Here is an 18,958-nt window from a genome sequence, read left to right as displayed (position 1 = left end):
AGAACCGCCCGCCGGGAGAAACGCGAGTGGTGCCGCTGCCGCCGCATCTGGTGGCCCTGTGGCGCGAGCACGTCACCACCTTCGGCACGGCCGACGACGGCCGGCTGTTCTTCACCGAACAGGGCCGGATCATCACCTACACCACCTACCACCGGGTCTGGCACGAGACTCGCGAACTGGCGCTGCCGCCCGTGCTCACCAGCACCCCGCTCGCGAAGCGCCCGTACGACCTGCGACACTCAGCCCTGTCCACCTGGCTGTGCGCGGGCGCGGACCCGGCCGAGGTCGCCCAGCGGGCCGGCAACAGCGTCGAGGTCCTGCTGTCCCGGTACGCGAAATGCCTGTACGACCGGCAGTCCATCAACAACCAGCGCATCGAAGGGTTCCTGAGCGCCTACGACCAGCCGCCCGAGCCCGGCTAGCAGGACGACGAGTAGCCCTTCCGGACGGCACGGTGCCGGATGTCAGAGTGCCGCCGAACAGACGGACCTGTCCGTTGGGCCACGGTGCGCCCCGACGGTCTGTAGTCATTCTTCGGCCGGTTACTGCGGCCGGTCGCGCCCCGTGGTGGGCAGTCCCCTCTTGAGGGGAAGGACTTGACAGGTCCGTTGGGCGGGCGAGTTGCTCCGGTTCCGTCATGCGGGTGCGGAGCTGGTCACCGCCGACATCATCACCTGCGCGGTGGCCGCTGTTCCCGCGGCCCTCCTGGGGGCTCAGAAGACGTGCGGGCGCGGGCGCGTCGCAAAAGGTGCCTCGCCAGCAACGCCACCCAGACCGCCAGCCCCAGCGCCGCAACAACCCTCAGCCAGGGCTCGGTGCCGCTACTGGCTGCTATCCACCCGTAGAACAGGTGCTGAAGCACATCCAACCCGGGCTATCAAAGAACTCGCCCCTCGGGCGTCGCGGCATTCCCTTCCTCCCTCTGCCCTCGCACGTTTCCGAACAGGCCGCTCCAGGCCCTGCTCAGGATCCGTCCCATATCCCCAGGCACTTGAGCCTGCGCTGCCGCAGCCGCTCCGGAACGGCTGTGAGGCCGAAGACGAGTCCCATGGCCAACCCTGCGAATGCGGCGAACAGGGGATCGTAGGGTTCCTCCTCGCGCGACAGCATCAAACAGAAGAGCGTCACGGGAACAGCCACCCAGATCTGAATCCGGGTCGGACGCCGCTGCCCACGCAGGGCACGGTCCCAAACCCAGAAGGCATCAACAAGGGACCGCCGCCAGTTCGCCACGACAGGAGGGTATGGCAGCTGATGAGCCAGCCTTCGATCAAGCTACCTCCTGGCAGCCGCCATCCGTCCGGCACCGACGTCTTTCGTGAACTTCCATGAGCAGCAAGATCACCAGGTGCTGCCCAAACCGGGAGGCCAAGGCTGCTTGAAGTGCACGAGGCCAGGGCCGTCGCCACCCACATTGCCGGGTACCGGAAAACAGTCGCGCAGGCCGTCTGCCGTACCCGGTGGATGAGGGGGAGCGTCTGGGCGGTCATCATGACGAGTCGGCGGCGGTCTTGGCGTTCTGAGGTCCGCGAAGAGCAGAAGAGGGAGGCGCGGATGCTCGGGGCCGTGACCGAGGTGTTCGGCAGGACCGTGGACGTGCTCATCGTGGCCGGGGGGCTGTGCTGCGTGTGGGCGGGATGCTGGGCCTTGCTCCGGCCGCGCCGGCCACCGGAGCCGATCCAGGGCCCCGTATGGGTGGTCCGCACCTGGGGGCTCGGCTTTGTGCTGCTAGGGATCTCGCTGGTCGTCGAGACGGTGAACCTGATGGCAGGCGGGGAGCCGGGCCGGGTGGCGGATGTGAGCCGCTGGATCGCCGGGCCCCTCGTGGTCGGCTCGATCCTGGCTGCCCTCGTCGCCCGGTGGCGGGGACGCCGTCGGACCCGGGCCGTGAATGAGCGGCGGCAGTAGTGGACCGGGCCACCTCCTGGAGCGAGGCGACGCTCGTGGCCGCGGGCTGTTGGGCGGTCAGCGGCCTGGGATACGGGGTGCTCGCCGCCCTCGACGAGCCACAGCTGTCTGTGGCTCCCCTCATCGGGCTGGGGCTTGTGCAGTGGTTCTGGGCCCGCGACCGCTCCTGGCCGGCAGCGGTCGCGGCGGGCCTTGTGGGGGCTGTCGTGCTGTTCGCCCTTGTCGACGTCCTGCGGCCGGAGCTGGGCCGGTACGTCGTGGACGCGCTGTCCACGGGGGCCGCGGCGACCGTCTCCGTGGCCGTGCTCACGCTGGTGGGGCGTGGAAGGGGACGCCGCCATGAAGCGGCACGCTGATCCGCTCGTTGGCCACCGCCTCAGCCCGCCGCCCGAGCCGGGTGCCGTGCGGCGGCGTACCGTCCGGCACCGGGTATGGGGGCTGTGCGCGGCTCCGCTCGGCATCACGATGCTCCTCCTCGGCGCTGCGGGGCTGGCCGACGTACCCGACCTGATCGAGGACGAGAAGGCGTTCGGCGCCGCGACACGTGCACCGCCCTGCCCTCTCCCCACGACGACTGTCTACGCTCGCTCGACGCGACCGTGACCCGCACGGTGATCAAGGAGCAGAAAGTCATCGGAGTACACGCTGTACCTGAACGGCCCGACACAGGTGCCCCGCAGCATCGACATCGGCGACGCGGACCCGCTGCTCAAGCGCCTGCGCCCCGGTGACAAGGTGAGGGTCACCCTGTGGCGGGACTACTCGACCGCGGTACGGCAGGGCAAGGTCTCCCAGGAGACCGCCGAAACCCCGGAGGGCGAGCCGGTCTTCGTGTGCGCACTCGCCCTGGCGGTGATCTGCAGCGGCGCGTACGGCCTGTACGCGGGAGGCACAGTGCTGTCCGGGCCCGGCACCACGCTGTGAGGGGCCTGCCCGCCACACTCGTGACGCGCGGCAAGGAAGCGGCCGGAGCGGCGCTGTGTGCGCTTCCGGCCCTGGTCGTGGGCGACTTCACGAGCGTGCCGGTCATGCTGGTGGTGTGGCTGGGGCTGCTGCCGCTGGTCCGGTGGGTCGTGCAACGGCAGCAACAGCGGAGCATAGGACGGCACGCTCGGCTGTCGGTGCAAACGGTCTGACGGCGTACCCGTCGGTGCTTGCCCCGGTTATCGCCACCCGGGAGGAAGCTCATGGACGTGCGACACAGGGGGTGTCATGATCACGCGGGTGTCCGGCGCGGGTCCGGCTCGCAGGGAGGGAACATGAGGCTTTACCTCGGCATACCGGTCGTTCTGCTGGCGTTGCTCATCGCCGCCTCGAGTGTGGCGGCGATTACCCGCGGATGGGTGCTTCCTACGAACCGGAAACCCGTCCGCCGTCCGCAGCTCTACGGCTGGGGGCAGTTGGTCATTGCCGTCGCCCTTTGCTGTCAGGCGGTCTTCGGGCTGATGACCAACGACCTCGACGCCCGGCAGTGGGGAACCCTGACCGGCAGCGTGCTCATGGTGACTGGCATTGTCGTGATCGCGGTGAGTCAGCGCACGGCTGGTCAACAGCAAGGTAGCAGCGCGCCCTGAGTGGGGTCCTGGTGATCAGGACAGCGAACTCCGTCAGCCGGGCAGGATCCGCCGGCAGTGGTTTTCACGGCCAACCGCAGGTCCGGCCACCGAAGCCGCAGCAGTAGCTTCCACTCCCATCGCGACCACGGCTGCCGGGGCCCTGTCGATCGGAGCGCTCCCCGACCACCTGGCCCACCGCCGCACACCCCGCCCATGACCACCAGCGAGCATCTGGAGCAGCATGTCCGAACGACGCACAGGAGTGGTCCTTGCCGCCGCCGGGGCGCCGCTGACCCTGGCCGGGGCAGCGATGTACGTCCTGCCCGGACCCGGCCTTCCCGTCCTTGCCATCGGCCTCGCCGCGCTCATCACAGGACTCGTCATGATCGCCGCCACCCGTCGCAGCTGACCCGCCCCCTCACCTCCAGGAGACCTCCGCCCTCATGACCTGGCACTGGATCGGCCTGGCCCTCTTCTCAGTCACCCTGCTTCCAGCCGGGCTGGCGATGGTCACGGGCCACGAGCCGAAGCGGCTGCGCCCCCGGCTCGCCCCGGCGCCACCGCGCGGCTGGGCCATCCTCGCGCTGTACGCCGCCGCGCCTCTCAACGCGATCCCCCGTCTGGCCGGCGTCTCACCGGCGATCACCTTGGCCGCTACCGCCACCGCAGGCATCGTCGCCACAACCGGATGTGCGGTCGCGGCCACCGCCTCGGACCGCACAGCAAGCGCCGCGTCATGACGAGGGCACGGTGCCGGCGGCGCGAGATGAGATCAGTCAGCCTCTGGTGGACCACGCTCACACTCATACTCTGGCTGCTGGGCCGCACCACCAGTCAACCCACGGACCTCCTACGCTGCGCCGCCTCCGCAGCGCTGATGGTCACGGTAGGGGAGATCGGAGACTGGCTACGCCGGCGCCGGCACGCACACCGTGCTACCAACCCTTCCTGACTCTCAGTCACACGGCCTTCACCACGCCGCCCTGGGGCTGCTCGAAGAGGCAGCGGCGGACGGGCAGAGGGTTCACGACGTCCTCGGCGACGACATCCGAGGCTTTTGCACGGCGCTGGCCGGCGGAGAAGGGGCTCGAACCTATCGCGACCGGTGGCGCGAGCAGTTGAACAGGAACCTGTTCTGCGGGCACCGGCCGAGGGGGCTCCACAGAGGGGTAACCCGGCTCTGACACCGTATCGGAAGAGGCGGAATCAATACGTCCGGGGGTAATTGAGTGGCCGTTGGCAGACGAAGCGGAATGATTCCGGCCCTGAGGCAAACCCGGGCGGAGAAAGTGGCGCGAAGCGCACACCGGCAGTGCTGTGGCCGTGCGGCTCTGTTGACGCTTCTGTTACCCCCAACGATGCTGATGCGCGCGAGGCAGGCAAGTCGATTGATGAAACGTTACATCTCGCCGTACCAACGGGAGGACGAACGTACCACTCACCTCGACAAGACATCGTTTAAGACTCTGCGGCTGGGCCATCAGCTGCGCGGCACTGGCGTTACTCGCCTCGGCAGTACCCGCGGCGGCGGAGCCCACGGATCCGGGCGTCCCCGCGTCAAAGAGGCTGCTCGACGCCACGCCCAACGCGGAAATCATCGGAGGCACGCCCGCCGATCAGGAGGCGTGATTCGCCGTCCAGGAGCGGTTGAACGAGGCGGCCGACCGGATCCAGGCGGCCACTGAGGCGCTCGGCGGCTCCGGCTTCGCCGGTGACCGAATAGACACCGCCGCCAACACTGTCACCCTCTACTGGCATGGAGCCCTTCCGCAGCAGGTCTCCAAGGCCGTCAAGCAAATCGGGCGGTCCGGAATCACCGTAGAGGTACGAGAGGCGAAGTACACCCTCGATCAACTCCTCCAGGAGACCGACCGATTAGCCGCCGTGGGCTCCGTCAACGGCGCGACGATCACCTCCGTCGGGCCCCGCCCCGACGGCAACGGCGTCGAGGTCGCCGTCGAGACCGACGGCGAACCGACCAGCCGCTCCCGGGCCAGCCTCGATGCCGCCCTCACCGAGAATGTGGACCTGGACATCACGCAGGGCGTGGCCCCCCGCCAGGCCAGTCGGCTCGCCGACACACCGCCCTACTGGGGTGGCGCCTATGCCACGCAGCACAACAGTTCCGGGACCGCCACAGGAGCGTGCACTACCGGGTTCGGCGTCGCGGGCAACAACGGCGCGGCCCGCTACATCCTCACGGCCGCGCACTGCGGCGGCACCACGTGGCGCACGGGCACCGGCAACACCATCGGCACAGTGCTGTCCGGGAAGGACCCCGGCCGCGACGCCGAACTCGTCCTCGGGAACATCGGCAACGCCGTCTACGAGGGTCCGTCCATCGCGGACGGCGACACGAACTCCGGCCGCCCCGTCACCAGCGGCTCCAGCAGCCGTGTCGGCGACTCGATCTGCCAGGGCGGCGCGTACTCCGGCAGCATCTGCGGCTACACGGTCGCCGCAGTCAACCAGACCATCACCATCGGCGGCTTCGGCACCGTCACCAACATGGTCCGGGTCGAAGCCGCCAACAGGGCCTCCGGAATCGGCAACGGGGACAGCGGCGGCCCCGTCTACACCATCTCCAGCTCCGGCGCCGGCGTGGCCCGCGGCATCATCAGCGCCTACGACGGCTCACAGATCATTGACTGCCCCGGCGTCCCCAACGGCAACGGACGCAACTGCTCCTGGCGCTGGTGGTATCCGGACGTCACTGTGGCCGCCAACAATCTCGGCGTCCACTTCTGACATGTCCAACCGCAACCCGCCTACTGCGGGCTCTGCGCTGATGGTGTGAACTCTTCCGCGGGGCCCCCGACAGCCGTCCCGCGCTCCACCACGACGGGGCTGTCGTAGTGCTGCGACAGCCGCGTCGCTTCCGTGGCCCTTCCCGCCTGCGTCGTGATTCCGACCCCCGAGCCATCGCTCAACGGTCCGCCGCCGGTGATGACGATGTCCCGTTCCCGCCAGTACTCGGTATCGGCCAGGATCTCCTGGGTCAGAGCCAGCATGGTCTTCTCGGACATGGCCGCGTCCTCGAACACCAGCTTCACTCCGGACACCCGGGAGCGTACGGCCTTGTCCAGGTCGCTTCCCGGCTTCCGGTAGACGGTCATCACGCCGCCACGGTGATCGAGGACGGTACTCGCGTACCAGTCCTCATAACGGGGACGGACGATCGCATCCACCTCGTCCGCTGCTGCTGAGAGGATGGGATCGTTGCTCACCACGGAGGGCGGCGCCGACGATCCTGCCGACCCCGAGTCACTTCCTGACGTGCCACTGGAGGCAGCACCGCACCCGACCATCACCACGCCCATGGCGCCCACTCCAGCCAGCCACTGCACGACACACCAGCTCTTCACGCGCCTCCCTGAAACTCGCGTATATAGATACGACGTAGTACCCCACCACCTGGTTCACCGCTCGATGAGCTGCCGGCTACCTCAAGCGGCCTGGCCGAAACCGCGCCGACCTAGACGCGACATCCACGGACCGGCCGGCCGATGAGTCGGCTTGCACCACACGTGTTGCAATCAGTACGTTTCCGAGTCGAGCCACGGATCTGCGAAAACCTCCTTGGAGCGCACGCCGGGACTGGCCACCCCAGGAAAAGTGGCGGATGCGACTGACCGGAAGGCACGAGCCGCAGCGACCCGCGACCGCCACTGTCTCGTCGCCGCACCAGCCCCGCCGCCGGCGGGAGGCGGCGTGCTGTCGGTAATGCCCCGTTTCGCAAGCCGCTCATGGTGTCGGCGGTCGGCCACCGCCCTCCAACAGGTGCCGTACGTACTCGCGCAGGAGCCCGCCGGTGTCGGTGTCGTCATCGACCCGCATGCCACGGCCCCGGCATGCTCCCTGCAGGTGTTCCCTGAGCCATGCGTCGGCAGGACGTCCCCAGCGCTCCTGGTCAATACGCTCTGCGGAAAAGCCCCACTCGACGATGCGCTCTTCCCACTGCCGCAGATCACCCGCGACCTGCTCAGCCACCGTGCAGTGCGGCGAGCGAGACCGCAGCCGCGCGGGAAACGGCCGCCTCAGCAGCGCATCCACGGCGTAGGAGAGCGGGATGACGCCCCGCTCCACCGCGCGACCATAGACGGCCAACTCGTCCAGATATGCGACTAGTTCCGCACGCGAGGAAGATTCCGCCACAGCCCCCCCGCCCCTCCTGCGCCGGGGATCCACAGGACCCACAGCATTCATCTTTCGGCACCACGTTTCGCGGCAGTGAGTGTGGAATGCTCCCATCCCCCGCACCGGACCACAACGCCCCGGCCCGCCCACGAGGAGCGTCGACGGACACGCTACGGCGCCACAGCCCCCACCCACCCTGTGACACACGTCATGTAAGGGAGTTGTGAGGTTTTGGGCAACCCTTTGTGTTCGCTGCCGGTCATGTCTGCGGACACATCGGTCACTCCTGCCTCTGAGGTTTGCATGAAGATTCGCCGTTCCCTGGCTCTCGCCGCCGCGACGGCCGCCATCACCCCGGCCGTCCTTCTGGCGGCCCCGGTCGCGTACGCCACGGACGACAGCCCGTCGCCGACGGCCAGTGAGACGGCCCCGACCGAGCAGGAGTCCACGCCCGCGGAGGACGACACCACGCCGACCACCGACGAGTCGTCCCCGACCGAGGACGAGTCGACCCCGCCCGAGGAGGAGACCAGCCCGGCCGCTTCCGACTCCACGTCGCCCAGCGCCTCGGCCACCGTGTCGGCCTCTCCCTCCGCCTCCGCGACGACGGCGCCCGCGCCGGGTCCCGTGGAGTGCGAGGACGGCGAGGACATGAAGTTCGACGACGAACTGCACACCGGCCTCTCCGGCCTGCCCTCGAAGATCGTCGCGGGCAGCGGCTTCCACGGCTTCAAGCTCGACGTCAAGAACACCGGCAGCCACAGCTACCAGCGCGTCGACCTCGGAGTCTTCGCCGCCCAGATCGACGAAGACGACTTCTTCATCGACACCAGCTACCTCACCCTGCAGTACAAGGACCCGGCCACGGGGAAGTGGACCGACATCTCCCTGGACGAGAACGACGAGGGCGCCGGCTACCTCGGCTACACCGACGTCAAGGCCAAGGAGTCCTTCTCCATCGACCTGCGCCTGGCTGTGGACAAGAAGGCCCCGGCCGGCCTCGGCTTCGCCATCAGCATCGGCATGTACGCCGACGACGAGGGCAACTGCGTCTACTCCGGCGACGACAGCTACTACGAGTTCGACATCCTCAAGGCCGGCTCCACCCCCGGCGATGTCGACGACTCCAAGCCCCAGGGCGGCAGCAAGCCCCTGCCGACCAAGCCCGTCGGCAACACTCAGATCGACCCGCAGGGCAACCTCGCCAACACCGGCGCCGGCTCGATGCTCCCGACCATCGCCCTCGCGGGCGGCGCCGCGGTCGCCGTCGGCACCGGCGCCGTCTTCCTGGTCCGCCGCCGCAAGACCGGCAGCACCGGCATCGCCGCCTGACCGTCGTCTCAGCCCGAAGGGGCCGCACCTGCCATCCGCGGGTGTGGCCCCTTCGCCGTACTACTCCGATGTACAGCAAACCGCCCGGGCGCACCGCCTCCTCGCAGCACCTCCGCCGGTCGCGGCAAGGGCGGCCGTACGAGCCTTGCTGCCCAAGTGAGCGAAGCGCTCGACGCCCTCTCCGACGCGATCGCGACAACCGCCTACAGGATCCCCCCTCACTCAGACATAGCCGCCGATCGCCCGGTCAGTGCGGCTCCGGCCATGAGTGCGATGGCGCTGACGATGGTTACGGTGCCCCAGCGGCCGGAGACGGCAGTGGCCTGGTGGCGGAGCAGAGATCGCCACCCCTCCTCACGCTCTTCTGACAGCCTTGCAGCGCCGGCGGCCAGCGCACGGATGGTGGGCAGCTGGGCGTACAACTGGTCACCGGGGCATTGGGTGTTGTAGCCGTCGCGGTGGCCGTGGATGGTCGGGAAGCTCAACTGGGCACCTTTGGACCAGGTCTTGCCGAAGTAGTTGCGGCCTGCGTCGCCCGCGGTGAGGGTGGTGATGCCGTTCGGTTTCACGCCGTGCAGGCTGAGTTTCCACCCCGCGAGCTCAGACACCGCTGCCAGAGCTGCCTGGCTCGGCGCGACGCTCGTGTAGTCGCCCAGCACCGCGATGCCGGTGGTCTCCGTGTTGAAACCGTAGGCGTGGGCACCCATGACCGGCTGGTCGACGCCGCCCTTGCGGCCCTCGTAGACCGTGCCGCACCTGTCGACGAGGAAGTTGTAGCCGATGTCCTTCCAGCCCAACTGTCTGACGTGGTACGTGTAGATCGCCCGTACGACGGCCGGGGCGTCGGCGCAGGTGTAGTCGTTGCTCTCGGCGGTGTGGTGTACCACTACCGCTTTGACCCTCTGGCCCGGTAGGTAGCCGGGTGGCTCCGGACTGATCGATTCGTCCGCGCCCCACCCGGCACGCGAGGTGATGGGCGGGCGTGCTGCGGTCCCGCCGACCGGTACTCCATGGGCGGCGGTGGGCGGAAGCCACGTGGTTGCTGGGGTGTCGGGTTCGCCCGGACCGGGATCGATCAGGTCCAGTCTCAGCCCCTCGGGCAGGGCGGAGACCGCGGCGGCGTCCGCGACGATGCGTACTTCGGCGCCGTCGGAGGGTCCCACCCAGACGGGGTCCGTGCCGCCCCGCCGGGCTGTTTCTTCTCCCCGGCTGTCGTCACCGTCCAGCCTCAGCCAGGCGGACCACTGCCCCGTCGCAACGGCCTTTGTTCGGATCTCCACAGGGGCGGCGAGTCGAGCGGAGGGGTCGCCCCAAGTGATCCCCAGCATGCTGAAAGGGCTGGTGCCGATCGTCCTTGCCAAGACGACGCCGTACTGATCCGGCATGATCCGCACCGTACTCCGCGTCCCGGTGGGACCTGGGCCTGCTGAACCGCCGTGGCCGTGGGCAGTCGGCACCAGTAATCCTTGGGCGGCCAGTATCCCTGACAGGGCTGTCGCAACGATGTGCACTCGGCTCCCCACCAGCGTCTTCCCCTTCTCCGGCCGCTTCTGAGAGTTCGGGCAGCGAGTGTGGCAGCCGTCCGGAGATCATCGGGTAATCGACATGGATGCGCCGTCGGCGATGACGGCGCATCTCCCCGGGAGAGTGAGGACCGTTGGACCGGACGGCGGATCCGCCCTGTGTCGACGGCGGCTGAACTTTGGGTTGGCCGACCTCGGCCTGCGCCTTCATCTCCTCGTTCTGGGGCTGGAAGACGAGGTGGCATTGACGGTGAGGAGGTCGCCGAGCATCTGGCGGAAGCCGTCGACGCGTTCGGACAGGGTGATGGTGTCGTCGGGAAGTCGACAGCCTGCCAGGATGAGTGAGGCGAAGGAGCGGTGAGGAGGTGCCGGGCCACTGTTGAACAGGCCCTGGTCGCCGTGTGGGGGACTGCCGTTCCCGATGGATGGCGCACGGTATCCTGCGGTCGCGTCCCTTCAGTGTGTGGCGCGGTACCGGCAGTGGATCCGAGAGCGGGGGTGGTGCTGTGATGCGCAGCGAGCCTCCCAGTCCGCATAGCACCACCGCGTAGGACCGCCTTCCGCTGCTGTGAGAGCGGAGCAGTGAGCGGTGCTCGCGGTGCCCTTCGTACCCCGTTGCCTGATCTCCACCGCCTTCGAGGATCTGCCATGCCGCAGTCGCACCTGCCCTCCGCGCCGGACACAGAACTTGCCGAATCGCTGCAGGACCTCGTCAGGGACCACCGGCTGGAAGCTGCTCTGGAGTGGCTGGAGACCCACCCGCCGCATGTGATCGCCGATGAGCTGGCGCGGATGGACGCCGTCGATGCCGGGGTGGCGTTCCGGCTGCTGGACAAGGACCGGGCGCTGGCGGTGTTCGAGGAGCTGGAGCCGGTCGACCAGCAGCAGATCCTGGAAGGGCTGCGGGACCGCTCCTTCCTGGACCTGATCGAGGGCATGGACCCCGACGACCGGGCCCGGATGCTGAAGGAGGCCCCGGCCAAGGTCGCCAAGCGGGTGCTGGCCGGGCTGAGCCCGAACGAGCGGCGGATGACTTCCGCGCTGCTGGGCTACCCGGAGGGCTCGGTCGGCCGCTACATGACCCCCGAGGTCGTGGCGCTGCCGCAGGATCTGACCGTCCAGCAGGCGCTGCGGACGGTACGGGAGAAGGGGGCGGACGCGGAGACGGTGTACACGCTGCCCGTGGTGGACTCCGGGAAGCGGCTGACCGGCATCGTGGAGCTGCGCGAGCTGGTGCTCAACCCGCCGGACACGATGATCTCCAAGCTGGTCGTCACCGAGCCGGCCTCCGCGTACGCCACCGACTCCGCCGAGGGCGCCGCCCGGCTGATGCGGGAGACCAACGACCTGAACCTGCCCGTCGTCGACAGCGAGGACCGGCTCGTCGGGCTGTTCACCATCGACGACGCTGTGGAGGTCATCGAGGCCGCCGACACCGAGGATGTCGCCCGCCAGGCCGGTGCCGCCCCGTGGGCCGGCCACTACATGGCCGCCTCCGTCTGGCAGCTCGCCCGCTACCGGGCCCTGTGGCTGAGCCTGCTGCTGGTCGCGGCGACCCTCACGGTGGGTGTGACCCAGGCGTTCGAGACCACTCTGGAACAGGTCGCCTCCCTCGCCCTGTTCATTCCCATGCTTATTGGGGCGGGCGGCAACGCCGGTGCCCAGGCCGCCACCGCCTGCGTACGTGCTCTGGCGGTGGGCGAGGTCCGCGGCTCGGACCTGATGAAGGTGATCTGGCGCGAGTGCCGGGTCGGCCTGGTCCTCGGCTCGCTGCTGGCGCTGCTTGGGCTGGTGGTGGGCACGGTCTTCGTCGACGCGAAGATCGCCCTGGTGGTCGGCATCACTCTGGTGCTCATCTGCGGGTGGGCGGCGACCATTGGCGGCACCATGCCGCTGCTGGCCAAACGCTTGCGGATCGACCCGGCGGTCGTCTCCGCCCCGATGGTCACCACTCTCGTGGACGCCACCGGCCTGATCCTCTACTTCCTGACGGCGAAAGCCGTCCTGGGCGTTTGAACCACCGGAGTCAGCCTGCCGTGACGGCTTTCGTGCGTCCCGGGTCAGGCTGTGCCGGCTGCCGCGTCGGTCTCGGCGAGGATCAGGTAGACGGTGGCGTCCGAGAGGCGTTCGCCTTGTTCTTGCCCGAGGCGATGACGAGCCTGCTCGCGATCTGGGACGTGCACGGGACGGCGTAAACGAGCCTCTTCAGGAATCCGTTAGGTGCTGTTGCGCTGCCGCGCGACGTTGCGGTTCGGGTCGGCAGCCTCCGGCTGGGAGGGGTGCGTGCGCTGCCGCACGGCCGAGGCGGCCAGCACTGCGGTGGCCGGGCCCAGCGGAGCCGGCGCGGCGACTTCGACGCCGGTGACGGCCGCCTGGGGCAGGTGCGCGAGGCGGGGGACGACGTACGCGAGGACCGCCAGGTGCAGCACCAGGCACGCCCGGCCGCGCAGCCGCAGCCACCCGCGCCGGCCCTGCTGTCGGGCGGCGCCCCGGCCCATGGCCCAGACCGCGCCGGGGGCCGCCAGCATTGCGGAGACCAGGGTTGCGATCCACAAGGTGACCGGCTTTATACAGGCTTTATACCTCCTTCATACCTCCCCGCTCTGCGGTACTGCGGATGCGTCCCAGCCGTGTCCGGCTTGGTCAGGAGCAGGGAAGCACTCTCGTCAACACGCCACCCACACCACCCCCGGCAGCTTCATCTGGATCGGCCTGCACGACCCCACCGAGGACCAACTCCAGACCGTGGCCCGCGCCTTCGCCCTGCACTCCGCCCATAGCCCTGAACGGGCATGGGCGGTGCCCCCAGCCGTCGAGGACGCGCTACACGCGCACCAGCGCCCCAAGCTGGAACGCTACGACGACACCTTCTTCCGGCCTTCCGCGGCAAGGGCTGGCTGTAGACGCGTCAGGCAGTCATGGATGTGCCTCCAACGGGGGGAGGCAAGCGACGGTTCACCCCGACAGCCGCGACGACGGAGCGGCGGGGTCTGCCCGGGACGATCAGTGACCGGTCGCTACGGGCTACGCACGGTGGTCGCGGATCAACGCCTGACCCGCTGGTCGCCATCACCGAATGCTGGCGTCACTGCGCGACCGGCGAACGACTGATCACCTCCGCGCGAGTCGGCGTGGTCCTCAACCGACAGCGAGGACCACGCCGGTTGTACGATCGGCACCTCCAGGCGGAGCGTACTTTCCTGTCTTCCGGCGCTTCTTCGAAATGAACCCGCAGGTCAGCCCCCACCCCCGTCATCTGGTTGAGATGTTGAAGCGGTAGATGCCCGGCCGGGCCGTCATCAATTCAGCCGTCGCCGAGAATCATGGCCGACCCCGCCGCGTAGTTGGCGTCCCTGCAGTTCGAGGGCTTGTCCTATGTGCACCACAGGCAGGTCTATGGATGCGACAAGACCGACGCTGCCAGGATGTTGCCATGCATCCGTACGGAAGAGCAGCGCGTGCCTGCCGGGGCTCGGTCACGGCGGGTGAGGGTGGGCAGGCCGCGGTGCCCTGGTCGTGGGGCGTGGGCCCGCGGGGCTTGTGGGCAGTGCGGTTGAGCCGTGCGCGTGCGCGGGAGCGTAACCCGCGGAACCCGCCGATGGAGATCGTGCTGCACGACCACCGGGAGCATGTGGTCGGGCGGGTGCGTTTCCGCGTGTGCACCGCATGCCGTACAGGGCGGATCCACGACGTCTGGATCAACGACGAGCGGCAGGGACTGGGCCGGGAGGCCCTGCACTCGCTGCTTGCTCTCCACCCCGGCCATCAGTGGAGCACCACACTGCAGTCCCGGCAGGGCCGGGCCTTCTTCACGGCAATGGCCCGGGAGACGTCCACGGACTTCCCGGCCGATGGCCCGTTGTGCTCCCATCTCAGGGGGCGGTTCAGGCAGTTGGTGCACGGCTTGACCGGTTGACGTCCGGTGCCGCAAGCCGTTCCTTCACTCCACGGTGATGCTTCAGTCGCGACGTGACCGGGAGCACGCTCCTGGCCGTCTGCGACGATGGATCTTGCCCTAAGGGAGGGCGAGATGGGGGTGGCCCCGCCGAGGCGCCGCAGCGGGTGCTGCTCAAGCCGGTGCCGCGCCTGGCGGGGCAGCTGCGGGCAGCGGTGTCGTACATGTCCGCTGTGGCCGAGGCACGCATCGGCGGCGATTTGTACGAGGTGGTCGCCTCGCCCCACGGCGTGCGGGTGATCGTGGGCGACGTGCAGGGCAAGGGACTGGAAGCGGTGGAGACCGCGGCCGTGGTCCTGGGGGCCTTCCGGGAAGCGGCCCCGGACGAGGCAGACCTGTCCGAGGCGGGACGCGGGCTGGAGCGGGCCGTCAACCGGCAACTGGAGGGCGAGAAGTTCGTGACCGCGATCCTCGCCGAAGTGTGGGCCGACGAGGTCACCTTCCTCAACTTCGGCCATCCCCCGCCCCTGCTCGTCCGCGCCGCCGGTGCCGTGCTGCTTCCCGAGCCGCCCCCGTACGCGCTGCCGCTCGGCCTCGCCGCCCACGGCGTGGCCGAACCGGAGCCGTTCCGCACCGACTTCCTTCCGGGCGACCAACTGCTGCTGTACACGGACGGGATCACCTAGGCACGGGATACCGAAGGCCGTTTCTACCCCTCGCCGAACGCGCCCACCTGCTCAAGGAACGCGACCCGGAGGCCGCGCTGGAAACCCTGCGGCAGGACCTTCTCCAGCATGTCAGCGGACCTCTGCAGGACGACTCCGCCATGCTCCTGCTTCGCTACCGGTGACGAGTCACCTCACCGAGGCACACGTTTGGCTCCCCGGCGGAAACCACCGTCCCGCGCCGATCACCGCCGACTTCGCGACGCCGCTCTTCTCCTGCGCTGGTGTGTGGACCCCGCAGGCATGCGTGGAGGGGTTTCTGATGGCGCGCTGCAATCGTCGATTTCCATCGCCGACTCCCTTGAGGCGAGTGGGCTTGCGCGCCTCAAGCCCGCGCTCCCATTCGCCCCCGTAGTCATCCCATCCACGCCGATTGCGGCGTTTGTCGTCTGCTTTCGAGCCGTTCAGGCGCCCGGGCCCAGGGCAGCCGCTTCCGTCGGCAGACCGCGGGTGGTGACGAGTCGGGCGCTGCCGTCGGCCAGCCGGTAGGACAGGCCCACCACCGCGGTCTGTCCGCCGGTGACCTGGTCGGCGAGGATCCGGGAGCGGTCCAGGAGGAGGTCGGCGGTGTGCCGTATGTGTTCGGCGATGATGTCGTCGTCCTGGGTGAGTCCGGCGGCGTGGGCGGCCAGGACGCTGGGTGTGACGCGTTCGATGACGTCGCGCACGTAGCCGGTGGTGGCCATGCCGTCGGTCAGGGCGGCGCGGGTGGCGGCGACCGCGCCGCACGAGTCGTGGCCCAGCACCACGACCAGCGGGCAGTTCAGCACGCTCACGCCGTACTCGATGCTGCCCAGTACCTCCGGTCCCGCCACGTGGCCCGCGGTGCGGACTACGAACAGGTCGCCCAGGCCCCGGTCGAAGATGATCTCGGCGGCCAGGCGGGAGTCGGAGCAGCCGAAGAGCACCGCGAAGGGGCGCTGGCCCGGTGCGGTCTGGGCGCGGCGTGCGGCGTCCTGGTTCGGGTGCTGTGGCGCGCCGGCGATGAATCGCTGGTTGCCGGTCAGCAACAGATCGAGGGCCTCGGACGGAGTCGGAGTCGGGGCGTCAGTCATGGCCGCAGGCTACGACGAGATTCGGCTGCAGACCGTATGGGGGTCCCCCCAAGCAGGCGCGGGTGCGGCACGTGGCTGAGCGTTGGCATGTCGCCGGGCATGCCCAGACGACGAGCCACGGCCGTTTCCAGCTGGAGCCTCAGCGCGTACCGAACCCGGTCGGCCCGATAGGACCCGTCGTCGCCGGCCATGGGCGCAGCGGCCGGCGCCCCGCTGTCGGCACGCTGATCACCATGTTCCGCCACACAGTCCACAACGACGCCGCCGCGGTCATGACGTCCGCCGAACGGGTGGCTCCGCATGCTGGCCGTGCCGCCCGTGGCCGTGGCGGGCCAGCGGGGTCACGGGGCAGCCTGCAGGTCGGGCACCACCTGCCGCAGCCGCTCGGCGCTGATCGCACCCGCACGCTTCACTACCGGGACCGGGCCGGTGAGGTCCACGAGAGAGGAGGCGACGGCCGCCGGGGTGGGCCCGCCGTCCAGGTAGACGCCGACCGAGTCGCCGAGCATGCGCTGGGCGGCATCGCAGTCCTGGGGGGACGGCTTGCCGGTCAGGTTGGCGCTGGAGACCGCCAGGGGCCCGGTCTCCGCCAGCAGGGTGAGGGCCACCGGGTGGGACGGCATGCGCACCGCCACCGTGCCGTGGGTCTCACCGAGATCCCAGGTCAGCGAGGGCTGGTGGCGGGCGACGCGCCCACGGACCCTGGCTTCTCAGCGAATCCTGTGGGGCCTACCGTCCGCGTTCCAGATGAGATCACAACGCGGGCACTGGACGGGGTCGCGGCCGTATCTCTTCACCTGGGCCTTGGTAACGATCATGATGGCGGGCCGCTTGAACCGGTGCGCGCACGACGGGCAGGTCAGCATGCCGTCCGTCGCACTGCCCCCCAGCGGCGACGCCTCGCCCTCTGACCACCTCACCGCACGACGGCTGCGCACCACCAACACGCAACCCACTACCAGCGCCAGGCCGACCACCAGCCCGACGATCACCACGACATTCACGCCGCACTCCTTGGCCTGCCTTCGCTTCGTAGACCGGAAGACCCTAGCCCCGCCTCCTCGGGACGGGTCCCGGGACGGCGGTGGCGTCGTGGGAGAGGCGTCATGGGTGTGCCACGGACCCAGGCGGAACGGCGCTGTCGCCCGTTCCGCTCGGGCCCGCAGCACAGGGAGGGGTGTGCGGAAGCTCGCCGCCGTCCAGCAGCTACGCCGCGCCTCACAGGCCGTCGTCGACGAACTCGGCAAGGCCGTGACGCTGGAAGTGTTCGACGTCGTCGCCGAGGCGTACAACGAGGGACACCGCGCCGCGGTCGCCAAGTTGGGCGCCCTGTCCTACGACGCCCGCGCCCTGGTCGACGACGTCACCCCGAACGGGCAGGCCGTCGACCGGCTCGCACACGAAACGGTCGACGTGGTCACCTCGACGCACCGCTCGATTCTGCGGGCCGTCGTCGACCGGTTCCGGGCAATCGTCGCCGAGGTCACCGCAACGCCCCTGCTCGGGAAGGTACGCCCCTCCCGAGCCGATCCACAGGATCTGAGCATTGCTCCGAGCATCACCGAACGTGACGAACGACGTTAAGGAACAAGCTGACTCCACAGGACGACCCTGCAGACTCGGTGATTCACGCCTGCCGCACAAGAAAGTCGGCGATGTCAGAGATGTCGACCAGACATCGGCCGCGGGAGAGGCCATCGCGGTGCATCACCGCGTTCATCGTCACGACAGGCACCCGATAGACCGCGCTCGGTCGAGCTCTCAGTGTCAAGGCAACGGTCCCATCAGGCAGGTACTCGTGCTCGGTGAGGACGTCGGCGAGCACCACCAGGGCGATCTCGTGCACTTTGCTCGGCTCGTACTCGTACTTCCCTGTCTTCTTCTTCGGGGCGGCGGGATCCCGAGCACGCCGTCCTTGTGACGCCAGGCGTACTTGACGTCAACCAGCGTCTCGTCGCCCCGGACGTCCCACGCCGGATGCCCTCCGCCTCCCATCCACTCGGCCTCGTCGGAATCTGCGACGACGACGCCAGCGCCGATCATCTCTGCCAGCAACGCGCGCATGGAGATGACGTCCTTGCCGGGTTTCCTGGGTTCCCATCGCCGAAAGCCCCGATACCAGTCCGGCGCCCCCTGCGTATCGGTCATCACGGCAAGTTTGGGCAGCGGCAGCCGCGCCGCCATCCGGAAGCCGCCCTCGGGACGTGGCCCGGCGCTGAGGTGGCCGTGCAGTCGGCCGACCCGCTCCCGCATGCCCACGAGGCCGAAGCCGTGGGCCGAGCCGTTCGCGGTGGCGCCGCGCCCGTCGTCGACGACCTCCACGGACAGTTCCTCGTCCCCGTGGCTGATGGCCACCCGGCAACGCCCGGTATCCGCGTGGCGGACCACGTTGGTCAGTGCCTCCTGCACGATCCGGTAGGCGGACAGGTCGATGTCGGTAGGCAAGGGACGCTGCTCCCCGCTGCGGAGCACGTCGACGCGTACCCCCGCGTCCGCCGTCGCCGCCGCCAGCCGTTCGAGGTCCGCCAGCCCCGGCGAGGGCGCGAGCGCTGCATTCCCCGAGGACGCCGCGTCCAGGTCGGCCTGACGGCTCTTTCGCGCCGCTGGCGGTGATGATGGCGGTTGAGGGGCTCGCCTGCGGTGTGCTCAACCCCATCATGGCCACCGTGATGTATGAGACGGTGCCGGAGGAACTGCGCAGCCGCGTGCTCACCTCCGTGGCGCCTTCAGGTGGCACTCCGGTCGGGACGGGCGGTGTGAGCAAGTCCCAGCTTGCTGCCGACCGCGCCCGGGCCGCCCTCACCGACGATACGGCGCACCTGGTGCG

22 protein-coding genes and 5 pseudogenes are annotated in these 18,958 nt (G+C 69.2%); 18 read left to right on the top strand and 9 right to left on the bottom strand.

The annotated features are described in order from the left end of the window. The first annotated feature begins 29 nt into the window (after positions 1–29). Entirely contained in the window at positions 30–422 is a 393-nt protein-coding gene (locus ABT063_RS52400) for a hypothetical protein (protein ID WP_502990934.1), read from the top strand. Between the two features lie 541 nt (positions 423–963). On the opposite strand, the gene ABT063_RS34140 is transcribed toward ABT063_RS52400, so the two are convergent. Next, entirely contained in the window at positions 964–1,233 is a 270-nt protein-coding gene (locus tag ABT063_RS34140) for a hypothetical protein (RefSeq protein ID WP_351063837.1), read from the bottom strand. Between the two features lie 321 nt (positions 1,234–1,554). Between ABT063_RS34140 and ABT063_RS34135 the strand changes: the two genes are divergently transcribed. The 10 genes and pseudogenes from ABT063_RS34135 to ABT063_RS34090 all read left to right on the top strand — a co-directional run bounded on the left by ABT063_RS34135 (position 1,555) and on the right by ABT063_RS34090 (position 6,212). Continuing rightward, positions 1,555–1,908: a hypothetical protein gene (locus ABT063_RS34135; protein ID WP_351063835.1), complete on the top strand. Its 354-nt coding sequence runs from the start codon at positions 1,555–1,557 to the stop codon at positions 1,906–1,908. Next, a complete protein-coding gene (locus ABT063_RS34130) occupies positions 1,908–2,264 on the top strand; it encodes a hypothetical protein (RefSeq protein WP_351063833.1) in 357 nt (118 codons plus the stop codon). The genes ABT063_RS34135 and ABT063_RS34130 overlap by 1 nt, the downstream gene beginning before the upstream one ends. After that, positions 2,248–2,511 (top strand): hypothetical protein, encoded by a 264-nt coding sequence (locus tag ABT063_RS34125; protein WP_351063831.1) that lies wholly within the window; start codon positions 2,248–2,250, stop codon positions 2,509–2,511. The genes ABT063_RS34130 and ABT063_RS34125 overlap by 17 nt, the downstream gene beginning before the upstream one ends. 66 nt (positions 2,512–2,577) lie before the next feature. Continuing rightward, positions 2,578–2,832 (top strand): hypothetical protein, encoded by a 255-nt coding sequence (locus ABT063_RS34120; protein ID WP_351063829.1) that lies wholly within the window; start codon positions 2,578–2,580, stop codon positions 2,830–2,832. Between the two features lie 20 nt (positions 2,833–2,852). Next, entirely contained in the window at positions 2,853–3,044 is a 192-nt protein-coding gene (locus ABT063_RS34115) for a hypothetical protein (protein ID WP_351063827.1), read from the top strand. 123 nt (positions 3,045–3,167) lie between these two features. After that, positions 3,168–3,482: a hypothetical protein gene (locus ABT063_RS34110; RefSeq protein WP_351063825.1), complete on the top strand. Its 315-nt coding sequence runs from the start codon at positions 3,168–3,170 to the stop codon at positions 3,480–3,482. A 223-nt stretch (positions 3,483–3,705) separates the two neighbouring features. Further along, positions 3,706–3,873 carry a hypothetical protein gene (locus ABT063_RS34105; RefSeq protein WP_351063824.1) on the top strand — a complete coding sequence of 56 codons (168 nt, stop codon included), beginning with the start codon at positions 3,706–3,708 and terminating at the stop codon, positions 3,871–3,873. 34 nt (positions 3,874–3,907) lie between these two features. Then, entirely contained in the window at positions 3,908–4,204 is a 297-nt protein-coding gene (locus ABT063_RS34100; RefSeq protein WP_351063822.1) for a hypothetical protein, read from the top strand. A 237-nt stretch (positions 4,205–4,441) separates the two neighbouring features. Beyond that, positions 4,442–4,648: pseudogene (locus ABT063_RS34095) on the top strand (DUF1048 domain-containing protein); the annotation flags it as partial. A 463-nt stretch (positions 4,649–5,111) separates the two neighbouring features. After that, positions 5,112–6,212 (top strand): chymotrypsin family serine protease, encoded by a 1,101-nt coding sequence (locus tag ABT063_RS34090; RefSeq protein WP_351063820.1) that lies wholly within the window; start codon positions 5,112–5,114, stop codon positions 6,210–6,212. 20 nt (positions 6,213–6,232) lie between these two features. Here ABT063_RS34090 and ABT063_RS34085 read toward each other — a convergent pair whose 3' ends face one another. Together ABT063_RS34085 and ABT063_RS34080 are read right to left on the bottom strand one after the other, a co-directional pair. Then, a complete protein-coding gene (locus ABT063_RS34085) occupies positions 6,233–6,691 on the bottom strand; it encodes a hypothetical protein (protein WP_351063818.1) in 459 nt (152 codons plus the stop codon). A 517-nt stretch (positions 6,692–7,208) separates the two neighbouring features. Next, positions 7,209–7,550, bottom strand: a complete 342-nt coding sequence (locus tag ABT063_RS34080; protein WP_351063816.1) for a hypothetical protein — start codon at positions 7,548–7,550, stop codon at positions 7,209–7,211. Positions 7,551–7,904: 354 nt separating this feature from the next. Here ABT063_RS34080 and ABT063_RS34075 point away from each other — a divergent pair, with 354 nt between their 5' ends. After that, a complete protein-coding gene (locus tag ABT063_RS34075; protein WP_351063814.1) occupies positions 7,905–8,933 on the top strand; it encodes an LPXTG cell wall anchor domain-containing protein in 1,029 nt (342 codons plus the stop codon). 218 nt (positions 8,934–9,151) lie between these two features. Here ABT063_RS34075 and ABT063_RS34070 read toward each other — a convergent pair whose 3' ends face one another. Next, entirely contained in the window at positions 9,152–10,318 is a 1,167-nt protein-coding gene (locus ABT063_RS34070; protein WP_351063812.1) for a peptidoglycan recognition protein family protein, read from the bottom strand. Positions 10,319–11,104: 786 nt separating this feature from the next. On the opposite strand from ABT063_RS34070, the gene mgtE reads away from it, so the two are divergent. Continuing rightward, on the top strand, positions 11,105–12,472 hold the full coding sequence (gene mgtE / locus ABT063_RS34065) for a magnesium transporter (RefSeq protein WP_351063810.1): 1,368 nt from the start codon (positions 11,105–11,107) through the stop codon (positions 12,470–12,472). 200 nt (positions 12,473–12,672) lie between these two features. Here mgtE and ABT063_RS34060 read toward each other — a convergent pair whose 3' ends face one another. Continuing rightward, the gene (locus tag ABT063_RS34060) at positions 12,673–13,011 is read right to left on the bottom strand and encodes a hypothetical protein (RefSeq protein ID WP_351063809.1); all 339 of its coding nucleotides are present in this window, start codon (positions 13,009–13,011) and stop codon (positions 12,673–12,675) included. A gap of 136 nt (positions 13,012–13,147) precedes the next feature. Between ABT063_RS34060 and ABT063_RS34055 the strand changes: the two are divergent. From ABT063_RS34055 to ABT063_RS34045, 3 genes and pseudogenes are all read left to right on the top strand, one after another. After that, positions 13,148–13,330, top strand: a pseudogene (locus tag ABT063_RS34055) (hypothetical protein); the annotation flags it as partial. A gap of 724 nt (positions 13,331–14,054) precedes the next feature. Then, positions 14,055–14,372 carry an N-acetyltransferase gene (locus tag ABT063_RS34050; RefSeq protein ID WP_351063808.1) on the top strand — a complete coding sequence of 106 codons (318 nt, stop codon included), beginning with the start codon at positions 14,055–14,057 and terminating at the stop codon, positions 14,370–14,372. 128 nt (positions 14,373–14,500) lie between these two features. Beyond that, positions 14,501–15,201, top strand: a pseudogene (locus ABT063_RS34045) (PP2C family protein-serine/threonine phosphatase); the annotation flags it as partial. Between the two features lie 279 nt (positions 15,202–15,480). Here the strand turns inward: ABT063_RS34045 and ABT063_RS34040 are convergent. The 3 genes and pseudogenes from ABT063_RS34040 to ABT063_RS34030 all read right to left on the bottom strand — a co-directional run bounded on the left by ABT063_RS34040 (position 15,481) and on the right by ABT063_RS34030 (position 17,135). Beyond that, entirely contained in the window at positions 15,481–16,131 is a 651-nt protein-coding gene (locus tag ABT063_RS34040) for a carbonic anhydrase (RefSeq protein ID WP_351063807.1), read from the bottom strand. A gap of 341 nt (positions 16,132–16,472) precedes the next feature. Beyond that, positions 16,473–16,820 (bottom strand): annotated as a pseudogene (locus ABT063_RS34035) (L-threonylcarbamoyladenylate synthase); the annotation flags it as partial. Between the two features lie 21 nt (positions 16,821–16,841). Further along, positions 16,842–17,135 (bottom strand): hypothetical protein, encoded by a 294-nt coding sequence (locus tag ABT063_RS34030; RefSeq protein ID WP_351063805.1) that lies wholly within the window; start codon positions 17,133–17,135, stop codon positions 16,842–16,844. A gap of 175 nt (positions 17,136–17,310) precedes the next feature. Between ABT063_RS34030 and ABT063_RS34025 the strand changes: the two genes are divergently transcribed. Next, positions 17,311–17,715 carry a hypothetical protein gene (locus ABT063_RS34025; protein ID WP_351063803.1) on the top strand — a complete coding sequence of 135 codons (405 nt, stop codon included), beginning with the start codon at positions 17,311–17,313 and terminating at the stop codon, positions 17,713–17,715. Between the two features lie 183 nt (positions 17,716–17,898). On the opposite strand, the gene ABT063_RS34020 is transcribed toward ABT063_RS34025, so the two are convergent. Next, the gene (locus tag ABT063_RS34020) at positions 17,899–18,576 is read right to left on the bottom strand and encodes a sensor histidine kinase (protein WP_351063801.1); all 678 of its coding nucleotides are present in this window, start codon (positions 18,574–18,576) and stop codon (positions 17,899–17,901) included. A gap of 167 nt (positions 18,577–18,743) precedes the next feature. Here ABT063_RS34020 and ABT063_RS34015 point away from each other — a divergent pair. Beyond that, positions 18,744–18,958 (top strand): annotated as a pseudogene (locus ABT063_RS34015) (hypothetical protein); the annotation flags it as partial.

Origin of the sequence: Streptomyces sp. NPDC002838 (assembly GCF_040295365.1) — a bacterium.
GTDB lineage: Bacteria > Actinomycetota > Actinomycetes > Streptomycetales > Streptomycetaceae > Streptomyces.
Note: the sequence above shows the minus strand (reverse complement) of the source record. Positions and strands in the feature narration are given on the sequence as shown.

Coding starts and splice junctions, on each gene's coding strand:
- ABT063_RS34070 (WP_351063812.1), bottom strand. CDS start 10,318: ATGCCGGATCAGTACGGCGTCGTCTTGGCAAGGACGATCGGCACCAGC.
- ABT063_RS34040 (WP_351063807.1), bottom strand. CDS start 16,131: ATGACTGACGCCCCGACTCCGACTCCGTCCGAGGCCCTCGATCTGTTG.
- ABT063_RS34125 (WP_351063831.1), top strand. CDS start 2,248: ATGAAGCGGCACGCTGATCCGCTCGTTGGCCACCGCCTCAGCCCGCCG.
- ABT063_RS34050 (WP_351063808.1), top strand. CDS start 14,055: ATGGAGATCGTGCTGCACGACCACCGGGAGCATGTGGTCGGGCGGGTG.
- ABT063_RS34100 (WP_351063822.1), top strand. CDS start 3,908: ATGACCTGGCACTGGATCGGCCTGGCCCTCTTCTCAGTCACCCTGCTT.
- mgtE (WP_351063810.1), top strand. CDS start 11,105: ATGCCGCAGTCGCACCTGCCCTCCGCGCCGGACACAGAACTTGCCGAA.
- ABT063_RS34135 (WP_351063835.1), top strand. CDS start 1,555: ATGCTCGGGGCCGTGACCGAGGTGTTCGGCAGGACCGTGGACGTGCTC.
- ABT063_RS34110 (WP_351063825.1), top strand. CDS start 3,168: ATGAGGCTTTACCTCGGCATACCGGTCGTTCTGCTGGCGTTGCTCATC.
- ABT063_RS34075 (WP_351063814.1), top strand. CDS start 7,905: ATGAAGATTCGCCGTTCCCTGGCTCTCGCCGCCGCGACGGCCGCCATC.
- ABT063_RS34105 (WP_351063824.1), top strand. CDS start 3,706: ATGTCCGAACGACGCACAGGAGTGGTCCTTGCCGCCGCCGGGGCGCCG.